This is a genomic window from Mesorhizobium sp. WSM1293, from assembly GCF_000513875.1.
Taxonomy (GTDB): domain Bacteria; phylum Pseudomonadota; class Alphaproteobacteria; order Rhizobiales; family Rhizobiaceae; genus Mesorhizobium; species Mesorhizobium ciceri.
Genome location: NZ_AZUV01000037.1, coordinates 25413 through 42592, shown reverse-complemented (window position 1 = coordinate 42592; position 17180 = coordinate 25413). Strand labels below are relative to the sequence as shown.

General features: G+C 60.4%; 14 protein-coding genes and 1 pseudogene. 9 read left to right on the top strand and 6 right to left on the bottom strand.

From position 1 onward, the window contains the following. From M729_RS1000000139035 to M729_RS0128995, 4 genes and pseudogenes are all read left to right on the top strand, one after another. A pseudogene (locus M729_RS1000000139035) lies at window positions 1–660 on the top strand (hypothetical protein); the annotation flags it as partial. A 189-nt stretch (window positions 661–849) separates the two neighbouring features. Beyond that, on the top strand, window positions 850–3150 hold the full coding sequence (locus M729_RS0129005; RefSeq protein WP_027163625.1) for a peptidase domain-containing ABC transporter: 2301 nt from the start codon (window positions 850–852) through the stop codon (window positions 3148–3150). Window positions 3151–3170: 20 nt separating this feature from the next. After that, window positions 3171–4574, top strand: a complete 1404-nt coding sequence (locus M729_RS0129000; protein ID WP_027163624.1) for an HlyD family type I secretion periplasmic adaptor subunit — start codon at window positions 3171–3173, stop codon at window positions 4572–4574. A gap of 46 nt (window positions 4575–4620) precedes the next feature. Continuing rightward, window positions 4621–6339, top strand: a complete 1719-nt coding sequence (locus M729_RS0128995) for a tetratricopeptide repeat protein (RefSeq protein WP_027163623.1) — start codon at window positions 4621–4623, stop codon at window positions 6337–6339. 367 nt (window positions 6340–6706) lie between these two features. Here M729_RS0128995 and M729_RS0128990 read toward each other — a convergent pair whose 3' ends face one another. Together M729_RS0128990 and M729_RS0128985 are read right to left on the bottom strand one after the other, a co-directional pair. Then, window positions 6707–7408: a Crp/Fnr family transcriptional regulator gene (locus tag M729_RS0128990; RefSeq protein WP_024505426.1), complete on the bottom strand. Its 702-nt coding sequence runs from the start codon at window positions 7406–7408 to the stop codon at window positions 6707–6709. Window positions 7409–7570: 162 nt separating this feature from the next. Then, window positions 7571–7852 (bottom strand): hypothetical protein, encoded by a 282-nt coding sequence (locus M729_RS0128985; protein WP_024505425.1) that lies wholly within the window; start codon window positions 7850–7852, stop codon window positions 7571–7573. A 380-nt stretch (window positions 7853–8232) separates the two neighbouring features. Between M729_RS0128985 and M729_RS0128980 the strand changes: the two genes are divergently transcribed. Beyond that, window positions 8233–9105, top strand: coding sequence for an FkbM family methyltransferase (locus M729_RS0128980; protein ID WP_024505424.1), 873 nt, complete (start codon window positions 8233–8235; stop codon window positions 9103–9105). A 101-nt stretch (window positions 9106–9206) separates the two neighbouring features. On the opposite strand, the gene M729_RS0128975 is transcribed toward M729_RS0128980, so the two are convergent. Together M729_RS0128975 and M729_RS1000000138640 are read right to left on the bottom strand one after the other, a co-directional pair. After that, entirely contained in the window at window positions 9207–11513 is a 2307-nt protein-coding gene (locus M729_RS0128975) for a mannose-1-phosphate guanylyltransferase/mannose-6-phosphate isomerase (protein WP_027163621.1), read from the bottom strand. Window positions 11514–11526: 13 nt separating this feature from the next. After that, window positions 11527–11766 carry a hypothetical protein gene (locus tag M729_RS1000000138640; RefSeq protein WP_127385353.1) on the bottom strand — a complete coding sequence of 80 codons (240 nt, stop codon included), beginning with the start codon at window positions 11764–11766 and terminating at the stop codon, window positions 11527–11529. A gap of 214 nt (window positions 11767–11980) precedes the next feature. Between M729_RS1000000138640 and M729_RS0128965 the strand changes: the two genes are divergently transcribed. The 3 genes from M729_RS0128965 to M729_RS0128955 all read left to right on the top strand — a co-directional run bounded on the left by M729_RS0128965 (window position 11981) and on the right by M729_RS0128955 (window position 15268). Next, window positions 11981–12316 (top strand): hypothetical protein, encoded by a 336-nt coding sequence (locus M729_RS0128965; protein WP_027163619.1) that lies wholly within the window; start codon window positions 11981–11983, stop codon window positions 12314–12316. A 173-nt stretch (window positions 12317–12489) separates the two neighbouring features. Next, window positions 12490–14307: a GNVR domain-containing protein gene (locus M729_RS01000000136100; protein WP_050596371.1), complete on the top strand. Its 1818-nt coding sequence runs from the start codon at window positions 12490–12492 to the stop codon at window positions 14305–14307. A 166-nt stretch (window positions 14308–14473) separates the two neighbouring features. Next, the gene (locus M729_RS0128955; protein WP_024505420.1) at window positions 14474–15268 is read left to right on the top strand and encodes a sugar transferase; all 795 of its coding nucleotides are present in this window, start codon (window positions 14474–14476) and stop codon (window positions 15266–15268) included. Between the two features lie 12 nt (window positions 15269–15280). Here M729_RS0128955 and M729_RS0128950 read toward each other — a convergent pair whose 3' ends face one another. After that, window positions 15281–15511: a hypothetical protein gene (locus M729_RS0128950; RefSeq protein ID WP_127219079.1), complete on the bottom strand. Its 231-nt coding sequence runs from the start codon at window positions 15509–15511 to the stop codon at window positions 15281–15283. A gap of 127 nt (window positions 15512–15638) precedes the next feature. Here M729_RS0128950 and M729_RS1000000138635 point away from each other — a divergent pair, with 127 nt between their 5' ends. Then, window positions 15639–15776, top strand: coding sequence for a hypothetical protein (locus M729_RS1000000138635; protein ID WP_155924994.1), 138 nt, complete (start codon window positions 15639–15641; stop codon window positions 15774–15776). Window positions 15777–15880: 104 nt separating this feature from the next. Here M729_RS1000000138635 and M729_RS01000000136095 read toward each other — a convergent pair whose 3' ends face one another. Next, on the bottom strand, window positions 15881–17152 hold the full coding sequence (locus M729_RS01000000136095; RefSeq protein WP_245267659.1) for a polysaccharide biosynthesis/export family protein: 1272 nt from the start codon (window positions 17150–17152) through the stop codon (window positions 15881–15883). Between the last annotated feature and the right edge of the window lie 28 nt (window positions 17153–17180).

The window sequence follows — 17180 nt, the reverse complement described above, 5'->3', positions numbered from 1 at the left end:
GGTTCGACCGGCTCTACTGGGGCAACAGGTTCGACCGGATCGACCGGAGCAACCGGCTCGACCGGCGCCACAGGTGCAACCGGTGATACCGGAGCAACTGGCTCGACCGGATCGACAGGTTCGACCGGTTCGACTGGAGCAACAGGCTCTACAGGTTCGACTGGCTCGACCGGAGCCACCGGTTCGACAGGTCCGACAGGTGCGACTGGCTCGGGCGGCGGGACCGGTGACCGCGACCATGGCAACAACGGTGGCGGCAACGATCCTGATGGAAGCGACAGCAGCAACCCAGGCAAGGGGCATGGCAATGACGGGTCCGACAACGATGGTTCGCCAGGTAACGGCAACCACGCCAAGGTCTCGGCCGATACGATCGGACTCAAGGACTCCAAGCAGTTCTTGCAATCGGGCCCGGCCGCCAGCAGCGACACCGATAGCCAAGCCTCGTTCCGGCAGCTCGTTGGCCTGGCTGGGGGTTCGGTGACGAGCGATCTCTTGAACGTTCTCAATACGATCAAGGGCCTTAGTCCGAACCAGAACAAGACATCCGGTGCAACGTCCGACTTGACTTCTGACAAGGGCAAGCAAGGCGCCGGATACACTAACACCGACGACACGCTGAAGAAGGCAATGAAGGATATTCTGAAACCTAATGACTGAGTCCAGGTTGAAGAAAGAACGCGCGGCCCTTGCGGGAACGCAAGTGCCGCGCGTTCACCATTTCCAGGCGGGCAAAGGGCCCGTGCGGCTGGCCTATTTGGAATATAGTGGGTTTTGTCAGCAGTCCCGGCTGGGACGGCTTGCCCGGAGCATCCTTGAACCCTCGCTTGTGGGCCGGAGGGGAAGTGCATGGTGAGCATACCTCTGAACGCCGATGCACGGCCAACCTCGATCCGCGTGGACGCGGAGGCGACTGGCAAGGTTGGCAGCCAGAGCGAGGCGGGGAGGGCACCCGGCGGACCCGCCGAGTTCGACCGGATTGCCCCGCGCCTCGAGGCGGTGCTACGCGTCGCCCGCTATCATGGCGTCGAACTCGACCCGAACGAGTTCAAGGTGGCGAGCGCAAGCCCGGTTCCAAACGCGACCGATCTCTCGCAATGGGCCCAGAACGGCGGCATGTGGTCGCGTGCGCTTCGCATCCGCTGGTCGCATCTTCTGCGCTTCGAGCACACGGGACCGGTCGTCCTGCTGTTCAATGACGGTGGCGCAGGTCTCCTGACCGGGGCCAGTCCAGAGCGGAATGTCGTCTTCCTCAAAAGTGCGGACGCGCCCGAGGATGCCGAAGCCATCGCCATCGACGAGTTGCGGCTGTCGCAGGTGTGGGCGGGTGAGGCCGTGCTGTTGCGTCCAGCGCGATCCTATATCGCGGCCGATGCGCCTTTCACCCTCGGTTGGTTGATCGACCTGGTACGGTTCGAAAGCCGTTCTATGCGTGACATCGGTATCGCCTCGTTCACGCTCAGCCTCCTTACCGTTCTGCCGCCTCTCATGGTCATGACGCTGGTCAACAAGGTGCTGCAGTTCAACAGCGTTTCAACCCTCGTGCTCCTGTCGGCCACAATTGCCGTCCTGTTCGTTTACGAGACGCTCCTCGGTCACGCCCGACGGCTGATCATCAACGTCGTCGGCGCCCGCCTGGATGCCAAACTGAACTTGCATGTTTTCAGCAGGCTCCTGCGTCTGCCACTTGATTATTTCGAGCGTCATCCGGCCGGCGAGACGATGTACCATCTCGCGCAGATCTATCGCATCCGCGAATTCCTCACCGGAAAACTCCTCAGCACGTTCCTGGATCTGATCACGCTCTGCGTGCTGATCCCGGTGATGTTCTATATCAACGCCACGCTGGGCTGGATGGTGCTTGCCTGCGCGGGCGTGATTATGTTGATCATCTTCGCCTTTCTCGCGCCGTTGCGCCGCCGCTACCAGCAAGTGGTCGATGCCGAGACCTGGAAGGCGGCGGCGCTCGGCGAAACCGTCGTCGGCATCAAGACGGTGAAGGCGCTCGGTCTCGAACCGCAACGCAGGGCGCTTTGGGACGAGCGGGTGGCGGAAGCGGGCAGGGCGCGCCTTGCCTTCGGGCAGCTTGCCAACTGGCCGCAGACGCTTGTCACGCCAATCGAGCGTGCGATGGTCCTCGGCACCATGCTGATCGGAGCTTATCTGGCGATGAGCGACACGTCTGGCTACATGGTCGGCAGCTTGTTCGCATTCATGATGATCGCCCAACGCGTCGCACAGCCTCTCGTCGGTCTTGCTCGACTGGTCGAGGACTTCGAGGAGGTAGGGGCGGCAATCAGCGAGGCAGGATCCGTCCTCAACCGACCCCTGGAAAGCAGTTCGAATTCCACAGGCCTGAGGCCGAAGCTCGTTGGCGAGATCAGTTTCCGTGATCTGACCTTCACCTACATCGGCACCAACACGCCAGCGCTTGACCGGGTCAACTTCGACATTCCAGCAGGGACGATGTTCGGCATCGTCGGGCGCAGCGGTTCAGGGAAATCGACAATTGCGCGGCTTCTGCAGGGGATCAATCGCGATTACAGCGGTTTTCTCAAGCTGGATGGCGTCGACCTCAAGGAAATCAACCTGCGTCACCTTCGCCAGGGGCTCGGCGTGGTCCTCCAGGACAATTTCCTTTTCCGCGGGTCGATTCGAGACAACATCATCGCCGGGCGCCCCGGCCTGACCCTTTCCGACGCCATGCGAGCCGCTCACCTTGCCGGCGCCGAAGAATTCATCGAACGCATGCCCAACGGCTATGACACCTATATTGAGGAAGGTTCGCCCAACCTGTCGGGTGGTCAAAAGCAGCGGCTGGCGATTGCGCGCGCGCTCATCCACGATCCGACCGTCATGATCCTTGACGAGGCGACCAGCGCGCTTGACCCGGAGAGCGAGGCGGTGGTCAGCGCCAATCTCATGCGCATCGCCAGGGGCCGCACGATGATTATTGTTTCGCACCGGCTTTCCTCGCTGACCGAATGCGACCAGATCCTGGTCATGGATCAGGGCCAGGTCCTCGATGTCGCGCCGCATGCGACCCTGCTCGAACGATGTGCGCTCTACCGCCAGCTTTGGATGCAGCAGAACCGGCATCTTGACAACCGCCAAGCTCGTCTGGCCGCTGTGCCGCCGAGACTTGTGTGAGCATCGGCTTCGGGGCGCCCATGAGCAGCATCACCCATTCCAGTCTTCCCGTCCGGCGCCGGACAGAGCCGAGCGATCCGACGATGCCCGTCATCCTGGAATTCCAATGGCCGTCGACGGCCATCGCCAATGCGCCCGTCCCACGAATGGCGCGCGGCATGGTCTGGATCATCTCAAGCATGGTCGTTGCCCTGATAACACTCTCAGGGCTCATACCGGTCGATCAGGTCGTCTCCACCAGAGGGCTCGTGGTGTCGCAATCGCCAAATATTCTGGTGCAGCCGCTCGAGACGGCGATCGTCCGCTCGATCGAGGTGCGCGAAGGACAGCGCGTGCGAGCCGGTCAAACGCTTGCTCGCCTCGACGCGACCTTCGCCTCCGCTGACCTTGCTGCGCTGACGACACAGGTCTCGACACTTGAAGCCGAAGTGGCCCGTTTGAAAGCGGAAGCCGACGGAAAGCCCTTCAGCTATGACGGTCTGGACCCGAGTTGGACCCTGCAGGCATCGATCTTCGATCGTCGAAAAGCCGTCTACGACGCCAAGCTGTCGAGTTTTGACCGGCAGAGCGATGAACTCAGTTCCGTGATCTCGCGTTCCCGGTCCGATGCTGACGGCTACCGCCAGCGACTGGCCGTCGCGGCTTCGATCGAACGGATGCGCAAGCAACTGGAAGCAAGACAGGTGGGCAGCCGCCTCAATACGCTTCTGGCCGAGGACAACTGGGCAGAGATGTCCCGGGCGCTCGGCAACGCCGAGCAGACATCGGAAGCTGCCAAGCGACAACAGGCGACGGTGGCCGCCGACCGCGATGGCTACATCCAGAGCTGGCGCGCGGAAGTCTCGCAAGGCCTGTCGGAGGCGGGCTCGCGTATGTCCGATGCCCGTGAGCTTCTCAACAAGGCAAAGCTGCGTAAGCAGTTGGTCGAGCTGAAAAGCGATGCAAACGCCATCGTTCAGTCAGTGGCGAAGGTTTCCGTCGGGTCTATCCTGCAATCGGGTGACCGGCTGATGACCCTGGTGCCGGACGACGCGGTGCTTGAAATCGAAACGAACATTGTCGGCCGTAGCAGTGGGTTCGTCCACGTCGGTGACCCCGTGGCCATCAAGTTCGACACCTTTCCATATTCGCAATATGGCCTCGCGCATGGCACTGTGCGCACGGTGAGCCCGGATTCCTTCTCGGCCCGGGAACAGGCGCGCGACCCGAACAGCTCGTTGGCCATGCTGCCCCCGGACGCTGACCTGTTTTACCGCACGCAGATTTCCATCGACGAGGTCGCCCTCCATGGCGTGCCCGCAAGTTTCACGATCGTCCCTGGCATGCCGGTAACCGCTGACGTCAAGGTCGGCCGCCGTACCGTGCTCAAGTATATTCTCGGCGCCATACTCCCCCTAGGCCAAGAAGCGATGAGGGAGCCATAGGCTCGGGCGCCGTGCGCGACAAACGGAGGTATGCGTTCTCGCATCGATGGCAATCCTTGACCGCCTGACTGCTTACGGTCCACCAGCGCTGGTATTGCGCCGGGCGATCCAGCTTTCTGACAGCGGCAAGCCTTTAGAAGCCTTTCCGCTGCTGGCAATTGCGGCACGCGCCGGGATTGTCGAGGCCGAATACCGCGTCGCTCGTTGCTATCTCGAAGGTTTGGGTGTGCCGCCAAGCCGGTCGGAAGGCGCGCGTTGGCTGCGGCGAGCGGCCGATCACGGCAGCCCCGATGCCCAGTCGCTCCTCGCCGCGCTTTACGTGGCTGGACTGGCGGCGCAGGAGCCCGACGGCAATGGCTTGGAATCGCAAAGCTTGTTCGAACGGGATTCCTCGCGGGAGCCGGAATTCGCGGCAGCGTTCGGGCTCGCGAAAAAGGCAGCCGAAGCTGGCTCCGCAACCGGGCAGGCAATTCTCGCCTATATCCTTAGCAGAGGCCCCGAAGCGATGCGGGACCTGGATGCGGCGCATGGCTGGTATGAGAAGTCTGCGGCAGCCGGCTGCCCTGAGGGATGCCTGGGCCTTGCTCTTTCCCTCGCCCGGCGCGGGCAGCCTGCGCAGACGGCCAAAGTTGCCGCCGAGGTTCGACGCGCTGCCGACGCCGGTCTGCCAACCGCAATCTACCTTCTTGGGGTCCTGACTGAGCATGGACGCGGCATGCCAGCTGATCGACCGGCAGCCGCGCGACTGTATCAGCTTGCCGCGGAGAAAGGCTTGCCCTCAGCCCAATTCCGGTTGGGATTGGCGCTCATCGAGGGTGGCCTTGCAGGTCAAGATATCGCCGCCGGCGAGGCGTGGATGCGGCGGGCCGCATTGGCAGGAAATATTGAGGCAGCCTATCGTCTGGGCGATCGGCATGTGAAGAGTTCGCCGCCAGACTATGCGGACGCCGCAACATGGTACCGACGGGCGGCAAATGCCGGCCATCAGGCTGCTGCCCGTGCGTTGGCATCGCTTTATCTTTCCGGAAACGGAGTCGCACGGGACGTCGAAGAGGGAGCGCGTTGGCTGCGTACGTCCGCAAATGCGGGAAATCAGCAAGCGCAGGTCGACTTTGCCAATCTGGTTATCGAAGGAGCAGGCGAGCCTGGCGACCGCGCCAGCATCGCTGGATGGTTCGAGGCGACCGCCTCATCGGGCGATCTGATTGCAGCGTTCAACCTCGGCCTCTGCTTTGCCGAGGGCGTCGGCGTGCGAAAGGACGAGGAGCAAGCTGCCCGATGGGTGAGGCGGGCAGCCGAAGGCGTGGCCGAAGCGCAATATGCCTACGCGCGAATGCTTCAGGATGGGCGCGGCGTGGCTGCCGATCTGAAACAAGCCCGTTGCTGGTTTGAGCGGGCGGCCAATGCTGGCATGGTCGACGCGCAGGTGGCGTTTGCCGAAATGCTTCTCAACGGACGTGGCGGCGCCTGTTTGCCTCAGGCTGCCGCGCAGTGGTTCAAGCGGGCAGCCGCAGCCGGGCACGCCGGGGCTATGTTTGCGATCGGTGCCCAGTACGCGAATGGCCAAGGTCTGTCCTTCGACCCGGTCGCAGCGCAGAAATGGTTCGCCGCCGCCGCCGAGCGGGGACATGGCTATGCCCAACTCATGCTCGGGGGCTATCTCTGCAATGGTCGTGCCGGGGAACACAACCCGGTAGCAGGCCGCCTTTGGCTCGAGCGAGCATTTGCGCAGGGTGTTCAGGAAGCGGCGAATGAACTCTCATAGTTTGCCTCGAAAGCTGGCTCTGCGGGGGCCATAGGTCTGGTGGAAGAGCTACGCTCTGTTTAGGATCCGAGCACCGAGCACCAATTATCGCTCCTGATTGTGGTCCTCAAATTGGGCCGAGCGGACTCGCCGCTGCAGCGGGACGCCAAGGACGGTGTCGCTTAGGCAACCGCGAGAGATCGCGCCAAGAAACCGAGATTGAATTGGCCGGCGCCTGGCCAGCGGACGCCAGTCGGAATAGGGAGCGGGCCACACGGAACAGATCCGCCGCCGGAAAGTGGATGCTGCCCGGAAAAGCCCGTCCTCGATCTTGCCCGATGGCCGCTACTGGGGAACAAGATTGCTTGCCATCGCATGCCGGGACGTCTCAACCGTCGACATATTCCTGCTCGAATCCAGCAAATTTAGTCAGGCCCTGCTGATCGAGCACACGAACGTGGCCCTGCCGAAATTCGAGAAACTTGCGCTCGCGCAGTTCCCGCAGCATCCGGTTGACATGAATGGGAGTGAGTCCCAGTGCGTCCGCCAGATCGTACTGGGTGAGAGGGCATTCATAGCTGTTGCGCGTGACAGAGCCGATTCGTTCCAGACGCGTCATCAGTTCGAGGAAGAGATGCGCCGTCCGCGCCAAGGCGCTGCGTCGTCCCACATTGGTGAGATGTTGAGCGACAACCGCTGCATTGTGCACGAGGGTTTCGAGAACAAGGGAGAACAGATGGGGCGACTGCATGGCCGCAACGGCAAATGTCTTGGTCGAAGCCACCAGAACTGAAATTTCGGTTTGAGCCACAAACGTTTCAAGAGCCCTGCCCGAGTAGGACTGAGGTAGGACGATGTCGCCTTTCAGTGCAAAATCTAGAATCTGTCGCTGCCCGCCGGCAAGTTCATGAGAAATGCACCCCCAGCCCGACTCGACAATGAACATGCGATCGCAATCCTCGCCCTGATTGACGATGACCGTCTCCGCCAGATAGCGCTTCGGCGTGAATCCCAGCCTTTTGATCAGCGCCGTATCGTCCTCATACGACAGGCGTTTTTCATTCCCGCGCAAAAATGGATGTGGCGTCATTCAGAAGCAACCCCGCCCAACTACTGCCCGAACTACCTCCCTCGCATACACCGTACATTAAAATTGATGTGAAGAATATGCTCCAATGCGCTATCGATGACGTGGCAACGGCAGTTTTGGTTGAAGATAACAAGTTTTTCCCGGTCGGCCGATGGCGACAGGTTAAGTCTTATTTCTCTTGAAATTTTCCCGCATGGAATCGACTATTTCGCTGGCGACGAGGCAGCTGCGATTGTCCGCTTGCTCGGCGGCATTTCGTAACGTCATCGACGCGTCCTTAAGTAGCCCTCTAATCTCTGCTGCTGACAAAAGCTCGGACGCTTCGAGTTCCAGCAGCACGGATTCACTCACGTGCAGCGCAGCAAGCGCCACCGCTCTAGGCCTTGTGGCAAGCAGTTTCAGAAGGTCACTGCTGGGTCTCGCACGGACTTTTTTTTTGGCCATCGTTGCGTCTCAACCGTTCGGACAAGATGGTTCACGTCTCAAAGTTACAACGCCTTGACGAATTAACCGCATTTCCATGATCGGGAGAGGTCGTTCAATGTGGCGTCAGGCATCTTCCCAAAGCATACTATCCCGCTTTGAGGCAGCGACACAGAGGCAAGTGCTACCGAATTTGCCGTAGCTACGACGTCGCTATCACCTTGCGGTACCTTGCTGATAAGCGGCGCAGGAAGCATGCCTACGACCGAACCGGGGAGGGCATGATGGCAGGAATATGCATGCGGGGGGTGTGTGCGGGCAATTTGCTTCGGTGGCGAGCCGGCCTGGCTACTCCCTAAGGGTGTATGGAGATTGGCACATCCTCAGGTGATACTGCGACGATGAACCGGACGTTCTACGCCAAGCTCTATCACATTGACGGGCTCGCGCGCGCCATCGGCTGGAGGAAACTGGTCTCAGTACTCCTTCGCCGCGCACTCGGGATCGGCTCGGCGATGAAAGTTCGCTGTGGCGATCATGAATTGCTGATCAGGCCTACCGACAGCGACTTGTTTGTCATGTCACAAATTTTTGGGCACGGCGAATATGAAATTGGAAAGGGTGGACAGAGCGCGCTCAACCGGCTCGCGGCAGGATGGAGACGGAGGGGGATCATACCCGTTATCGTGGATGCCGGCGCTAACGTTGGCTACTCGTCGATTTTCCTCAGAGACCAGTATCCTGATGCTGTGGTGATGGCCATCGAACCGGATCGCCAAACGCATGAAGTCTTACTCTCGAACTGCGCCGGTCTAGAGCGGATCATGTCTGTTTACGGCGCACTCTGGTGCCACGAGGGCGAAGTTGCACTTGTCAACAGCGAGCGCCCATCGTGGGCACGGGGCGTGGCAGACGGAGAAGGCGTGCCGTCGGTCACCTTACGGGGCCTTCTTGCCAGACTGCCCAAGGCGAAATTGCTGATGCTTAAGATGGACATTGAAGGCGCGGAGCTGGAGGCAACGCGAGACTGCGGCAAGGTCCTCAAGCATGTGCCGTGCATCATCGTGGAACCACACGACTTTATGTTTCCCGGCCGAGGCTGCCTCACTTTCGTCTACTCGCTTTTGAGCGGAAGGAAGATCGACAGCCTCGTCAACGGCGAGAACCTCATATTCATTGCCTCGGAACTCCTGGCAGCACCGGCAGCCTCACGGCGGCCGACGACCGGGGGAAAGCGAGCGTTGCCGGTGCGCGCGGCCAAGGCTGTGCCTTAGCGGCCGCGCCAGGAGCCGATATCTGCGGTCGTCAAGGTTCGGTGCAGACGACCTTCGCCAACCACGGTTCGGCACGAACACCGTATCTCAGGATCGTCGCATCAGGAGCGACCCAGTACCTGCCTCAAACCCGTCTTGCTCACGTCCGAAGCAGGAAGCGGGAAAGGTTCGACTTGGCCCGCGGTCTTGTCCAGATACTGCATCAATGCCGTCACCAGATGGTAGAAGATGCTCGCCGGCACCTCCGTTGCCAGTGACCTTCCGCGCTCGTCAATCCTGTCGATCCACAAGCCAAGCGGCGCGGGATCGATGTGCCATCTGAACAGGCGCGCGACACGGGCTTCGATCTCAGCTTTCAGGTCAGGCCCGCCAATGCCATCCAAGGCTACGGCTGCCTTGACGGCTTCGCATTGCGGCCAGCTGCGGGAGAGCCGGTCGAGAGGAATTCCCTGCCGCGATACGGCAGCAAAAGCCAGACCTGTTGCCCGGTTCAATCCACTGGCGACCGCCGATGAATAGAGCTTCCTTGCGTAGGCTACCAAGTCTTTCTGGCCGCTCGCTCGTGCGAAATCGACAAGGAGCGAAGCCCATTCGAAGTGATGCCCCGGTTCGGTCCACTGTCCTTCATCTCCCTGCAACGGCAACCAATCGGCGTCGAAACGTTCCCCAACCGTCCAGCTTTCCTGGTCGAAGAAATGGCTTCGGAAGAGATCGATGATGCGTGCTGCCCGACGCAGATATTCACGGTCGCCCGTGGCGCCATACCAGGCAAGAAATGATTCCAGCATGTGCATGTGTGGGTTCGAAGACCGCGCACCGTTCCAGCCGGGGCTCTCGAGGAACCCGGTCAGACTGTCGTGCTCGAGATGGGCGTCGATGAAATGAAACGTCTGTTGTGCCAGTTCCAGGGCATCGTGATGTCCGCATCGGTGAGCTTGAGCCAGCGCCAGGAGCACGCAGGCATGGTCGTAGGCGTCCTCGGTCGGGTCGGCCACGCTGCCGTTGGCATTGAGAGTTCGCACCCACCCGCCGCGGTTCGTGCGGCCGAATCTTGCGATGAAGTCGATACCGTGTTCGATGAGTTTGTCCGCCGGACCAGTCCAGCCACGTTCCTTGGCGACTGCGAAAGCGTAAATCTGGCGAGCCGCAGTGCGCATGCGCTTGGGTTTGCCCAATGGCCTCGCATCGAAGCCCAGGGCCTCATGGAAGCCGCCGTAAACATCGTCGACGCCAGCGGTGGACCACAGCGGCAGGGTTTCTTCGAAGAGCCAGTGCTCCACGCGCTTGCGCCATGAGCCACTGATGATGATCCGGTCTTCGGAGGCAGTAAATTTCGTTTCGAGGCGTCCGCTCTTCTCCAGCTGTTCGACGATTTTTTTCACGTTCTGGCTGTGGCTGACGGGTGCGACGAATACCGCATCTGGCGTCGCCACGATCGCAACATCCTTCATCCCGACGACGGTCAGCAGTCTGCCCTGGCTTCTGAAGTAAGAGTCCTGGCAATCGATGGTGACGATATCGCCCATTGTGACATTGCCGTTGCTGTCCGTGGGGCTGGCCTCCATTAGGGATTGCCATGAGCCAAGGTCGGTCCAGTGGAACGAGGCCCTAACCATTGCGATGTCGCGCGCATGCTCCATGATTGCGTAGTCGATCGAGGTCGAGGGGACGGCCAAGTAGAAGCCTTGTGTCAAATAAAGGCCCGAGACGTCGGTCCGCGCTCCCTTGTAAGCCCGTTCCGCGGCGTCCCAGATGTCGGGCTGGAACTGGAGAAAAGCCTCCCGCATGGTGTCGGCTCGAAAGAGGAAAATGCCGGCGTTCCAGTAGAATTGTCCCGAAGACATGTATTTGCGAGCCGACTTGGCGTTCGGCTTTTCGACAAAGCGCGAAACCGAGGCTACTGCGTCAGCATCTGCCGTGGTCTCGATGTAACCATATCCGGTTTCGGGATGCGTCGGCTTGATCCCGAACACGATGATCTTTCCTGAATCGGCGGCAGGCACGCCGGCCTTGACGGTTTCCCAGAATTGCGTTGTCGTCGATATCTGATGGTCGGAGGGGACCACGAGCACAAGGGCGTCGGCTCCATATTCGGAGATCGTTTGCAGGGTGGCTATGGCGACGGCGGCCGCGGTATTGCGGCCGACCGGCTCGAAGATCGGTCTGCCGCCGTTCAGGCCGAGCGGTACTAGGTCCGAGATAACGCGCTCGGCATGCCGTTCGGAGGCTATCAGGTAGATCGGCGTCTCTCCGTCCGGCCGCGCCTTAAGGCGACGAACAGTCTTGGCAAGCATAGAGCCATCCCCCGAAAGATCGTGGAATTGCTTGGGGTTGTCTTCGCGCGAGAGCGGCCACAGCCGTGAGCCGACCCCCCCGCTCATGACAAAACTTACGATCCGGTCAGACATGGTCCAATTCCTCTCAGAATGTCTGGTTGTAGGCTCCGAACTCTGGATTGCCGCCCAGCACGCCATCGAGAGCCTCGAGTATCTCTCGGCGCCGCTCTGGCGACACAGGCTTTCCACAACCAGGACGATCTCCGCTTTGTTCGACGACGCCCAGGCCCCAGGTGCCGTCCTGAAAGCCCGTGGCTTTGATCGGGGCACTGGTTTTGAAGGCGAATGTGTTTGGACTCGCGTGTCCGACTATGTTCACGGTCACGATTTCCGCTCCGCAGTTTAGCGCAAACAGTCGTAGCACGCGCCGCACGTGGCCGCCTTCATGAATTCGAGTAGCCCTATCGCCCTAGCTGCCACCCCTCATCCAATATGAGCATGCCCGCCGATGACCGAAAGGATGTCTCGTGCAAGCATGAGAGTCTTGTATTCTGCAAGGTGCGTCCCCTCTCGGGTGCAACGAGAAAGATGGCTGCAACATGCCGCTGACCGCACTCAGGTTCCCATTCGGCCAGAATGTCGACCAACGGCGGTTCGGTCGCCTGACCCGTCTTCTGGAGGTCATTCAGATGGACATCGAGAAGGAAATCGCGGCACTGCGCCCTTGCGTGGAAAGGGTCACGGACTGTGCTGCGTTCGCCCTGGAAGCGATGGAAAATGGCGAGAGTCCCGAACGCATGTCCGCGCAGATCGGTACTCTCGAGCAGAACCTGGCGATCATCCGCGGACGGCAGGCCTTGCTGGAACAGCAGACGTCATTTGTCGACGCCGCGAGAGCAGCGCTGCCGCGCGTTCTACCGCCCCACGGGTCCTAAGTTTCGCATACGCCAATTGGCGGCATTTACCTTCCGGATCACGGGAGTAATCTTCCGCAGCAGTCTGGGATCGCGGGGCCTCGGCTTTCAATGCAAAGACCGGCCGCATGCAACGGCCGCCTGCATGGAGCGGGCTGCTCTGGGTGTCTGCGTATGCCTGCAGGAGAAGCTGAATGAATCGCATGTTCACCAATCAATGGCCCTCGATGACGGACCAGCAGGCTTCCGCCGGCCAAGAGTTCATTGGGCTCTCCGACATTACCGAATTTCTGCGCCGCTACGCTGGAACTATCATTGCCTGCCTTGCCATGGCTCTCTTGTTGGCGGGGTTTTACAATTCGAGCACCGACCCAACTTTCATCGCCAGCGCGCAGATTCTGATCGAGCCGAAATTGCCGCAACACCTGCAGGAGGGCGGCGAAGTGGATCTGTCACTGGATACTGCCCAGGTGGAAAGCCAGATCGCTGTAATGCAGTCGGAAAAAATCGCAGCGATGGTGCTCGACCAGTTGAAACTCGTCGACGATGCGCAGTTCAATCGTTCCCAGTCTCCGACTTTGCGGGACAGATTGACGAAGACCGGAGCTGTCCTGCTTGACGCCTTGGGGCTGCGGAAAAGCGCCTGGCTGCAGCATTTCGCTCTTAGCGAGCCTGCCGCACCCCCCATGCTGACCGATTTTCAGAAGTTCCGTCGGAGCATGTTGGTTTTCCGCAACGGCCTCGACGTCCGCCGAGTCGGCGTTTCCTACGCGATTGACATATCCTTCACCTCTCCTGATCCCGAGGGCGCAGCCAGGATTGCGAACGCCACGGCCGATGCCTTCGTACGTGAGCAGATCGAAACCAAGACTGACGCAGCCAAGGAAGGAGGCGCGTGGCTGGAAATGCGGCTTCAGCAGCTGCGAACTCAAATGAATGAGGCCATGGCAAAAGCGCAGCAGTTCCGGTCACGGCACGACTACAGCGTCGGCATTGAAGCCAAAGCAGACGGGACGAGTGCTGAGCCGACGCTCGAAGAACTTGAGGTGACGGCTGAAACCTACCAGAAGATGTACGAGAGCTTCTTGCAGGCCTACACCAACTCGGTAAGCCAACAGTCGTATCCGGTTGCCGATGCAAGGGTCATCACAGCTGCGACGGCGCCGCTCAATCCGAGCGCTCCAAGGCCGAAGTTGATGCTGGCCTTCGCGGTGGTTGCCGGTCTCATTTTCGGTATTGGACTTGCGTTTGTAAGGCACGCGTTTGACTGGACCATAAGGTCGCCACGACAGATCCGCGACAATCTGGGCGTCGAATGCCTCGGAGAACTGCCGCCGATCGGCAGAAGATCGGGCCTTGTCGACCAAGTGGCAAGATCTCCGCAATCCCGATACAGCCATAGCCTGAGAAAAGTGCGAACCGAGATAAGCCTTGCGGAAACCAGCCGCCCGATCAGGTTTCTTGGGTTGACTGCCGTATCCAACGACGGTTCGAAGAGTTCGGTGGCCAGCAATCTCGCTACGCTCTACTCGATGTCGGGCCTGAAGACGCTGGTGATTGACGCCGACATCCGGCGCCCGACCATGACCCCCTCGCGGCTTCTGAGCCAGTCGGGAGCCCTCGACCTACCGTGCCAGGACCCTGTCCGTCTCAACATCGTTCGTGCTGCGGGGCGGCCGTTCGACATCCTTTCCAGTTCGACCGTGGACGCCAGACACCTCCTGGCGCCTAGCAAGATGGAGGCGTTCCTCTCGGAGCTAGCCGCTAGTGACCTTGCCGCCAACGGACTTCCTGCCTACGACATTGTCATACTCGACCTGCCGACGCTTGCCTCGGGTGCCGACGAACTGATTGTCGGATCTGTCCTGGACGGCGTGGTGATCGTTGCCGAGTGGGGCAAGACACAGGTCCAGACGCTGCAGGAACTTGTCAAGACGTTGCAGGCCTGCAGGACCCCGATACTAGGCGTACTCTTGGCCAGGGTCCGCGCGCCCAAGCGCCGTAAAGCATGAAACCGTAGCGAGACATTCTCCTTCGGAAGTTGCAAAAAGTCTAGGAGGATCATTCCTTGGGATTAGGGGGATAACCCCTGAGCGTCACGCTACCTCCTTTGCCCTTCTTGTCGACAACCTCCGACCTTGGAAGAGTGCAACAACAAGTCGAAACAGCGATTGTTCCATGACAACGAACGCCTTCGAGTCACATCAGGCAGCCCCGATCTGGGTTCAGCCATCTCTGCCTATCCCGTCCGACAGCCGAACGGCAGTCCTGCACGTCCTTCCCGCATCCGACAACAACGGTGCCGGGGCAGTGTTGACGGACCTTTCGCCTGCGCTCAGGTTGGGAACGACGAACCCTCCTGTGGGCGGTCTCCTGAAGCGCATCATGGATCTGGTAGTAGCATTCACGGCGCTTATGGTTGCCGCGCCGGTAATGATTGTCGTTGCTCTGCTGATCAGGATGACGGCAGGAGGCCCGGCAGTGTTCTCGCATAGCCGCATCGGCTTTGGCGGAAAGCCATTCGATTGCTACAAGTTCCGCTCGATGGTCACCAATTCGGACGAAGTTCTGAAGTCATTTCTCGACAGCAACCCTCAAGTCAGGTTGGAATGGGAGGAGACCCGCAAGATCAGGAACGACCCCCGCGTCACGGTGCTTGGGTGGATGCTGCGTAAGTCGAGCCTCGACGAACTCCCGCAATTGTTCAACATCATCCGCGGCGACATGAGTTGTGTGGGTCCAAGGCCCATCGTCAAGGACGAACTAAAATGCTACGGCGACCACTTAGGGGAATACCTTCGGGCAAAGCCCGGGCTCACCGGTCTGTGGCAGGTGAACGGAAGAAGCAGCATGGACTACGCCAACCGCGTGAAGCTGGACTGCCAGTATGTGCGGAACTGGTCGGTTTGGCTCGATATCGTGATCCTGTTCAGGACGGTTTTCGCAGTCATACGTTTCGACCGGGCTTCCTGAAGTCCCGCCGTGTCACCTTTCCTTGCGCTTCCGGTGGACGGACAGGGACAGACCGATGATATAGGCGCCAGCCAAGACGAATGACAGTATCAGGAACTTAGTGACGGTCACGTAGCCCGGCAACCCGAGCCCATTCCAGGCAAAGCTTCCGACCACAAGCAGCGCAGTCGCCGCGATCAGCGCAGGAGCCTTGAAGCGCAGTCCCATCAGAACGCCTGCCGCCGATATAGCGATTACACTCATGAGCACCGACATCTCCAGTGATACCCGCAGGAACTGATCGCCTCACTGCGGCAGGGAAGGCATCGTCAGCGTGCCCACTGATATGCGGCCTCAAAGTGCAAGGCAAGTGCCGCCGGAAATTGCTAGCATGGTCGGCCAGATCATTGAACTTGAAGCGAACCAGTTCAAAGAAAGGTGCGCGGCGGTTTTCCGTGTGGAACAGCAGAAAAACAAGCACCTGCAGCGAGCTGGCAGCTCCGCCCACTCTGAACCGCTCTGGCCATGACGCCGGCGCGTTCTTTACCCGTCCAGGCGGCCACCAACGGTCTCGGGTTCGGAGGTCATGTCGAAGGCGTTGCGAGCCGGCACCCGCGCCAATCATGAAGCCTGTCAATTGGTACCTTGAACAGAAACCGTCCCTGCCTGGACGTCGTCCTCTACAGGTAGAGCAGCCAAGCCGGACGGCGGGGCGGGGATATCGATCTTCACGGTATCGCCTGGCTCGATCGGCGTCGTTTCCTCAGCCGTGAGTTCTTGCGAGCCGCTGTCCGTCGTCCTCACGATCTTGAAGATCGGCTTGGCCCTTTCGGCGCGCTCTCTAAGGGCGAGCAGAGCAGGGGCCGTGACCTCGGTATCGTGCAACAACTGCACCGCGGTGTTGGCCTTGCTGGTCACTTCATTGAGCTGCAGTTGCGTCTCGCGCAAGGCAGCAGCGACTTCGCTGGCTTGGCTATTGCCGAGGTTGAGGATCTCGATGTCGGTCTTGCTTATCTCCTGCCTGACTCGCAAGAGCGAGGTCTCGGCAACCAACCTGTCGCTCTGCATCTGTGCGACCGTTCCCTGTAGAGAGAGTTCCCGCGGTGCAACCGCCAGCCCCTTCTGGACAAGGGCCGAAACACCCGCGAGTTCCTTCTGGATAAGTTCGATCTGTTGGTCGTGGAAGGCCATCTGCTGGCCGAGCGAGGTCAGTTCCTTTTCGAGGAAATCCTTGAGTTCGCGCAGGGCACGGAGTTGCGTCGCCATGGCGTCCTTGCGGACGGCGAAGATCTTGCGCTCCTGCTCCATCGCCACCGCGACCGTCTCGTTCGAAGCTCTGTCCTTCAGTTGCGCAGGGAAGGCGATGTCGTCGCTGCCAGCTAGTTCTGATTCCAGCCGTGCTTTGCGAGCGAGCAGACTGACGTTGCTCAGCGCCAACAAACCCACATCGCCCTGACCCACGATGACTTCACGCTCGAGCCTCGACATGTCTTCCTCGCGTGTTCGCAGGCCGCCGGCGATTCCCAGCGCCTGCAGCACCGTCAGCCCGGGCCTGTAGGGGAACTCGCCTGGCTGCGTGACGTAGCCGACAATGTAGAACGGCCTGTACTGGACAATCTCGACAGCGACATCCGGCTGGCGGCCGAGGCCCATGTGCTGCATCAGGCGGTCGCCGATCGCGCGGGCGAGGTCGCCGGGGGCGGTGCCCTGCGCGCGTATCTGGCCGACAAATGGAAGGAAGAGCGTGCCGTCGGCACCGACGACGAAACTGTCGTTGAGAGCCGTCCATTCGAAAATCACGTCGCGTGATGCGCGCCATTCGTAGACCTTGAGCCTGACCTTGTCCTGAGGTCCGAGGAGGTACTCGGCAGCCACCGTCGGCAAGGGGCAGGCAGCCGCCGCCAATGAAGCCGCCGCCACTGTCACAAGCCAT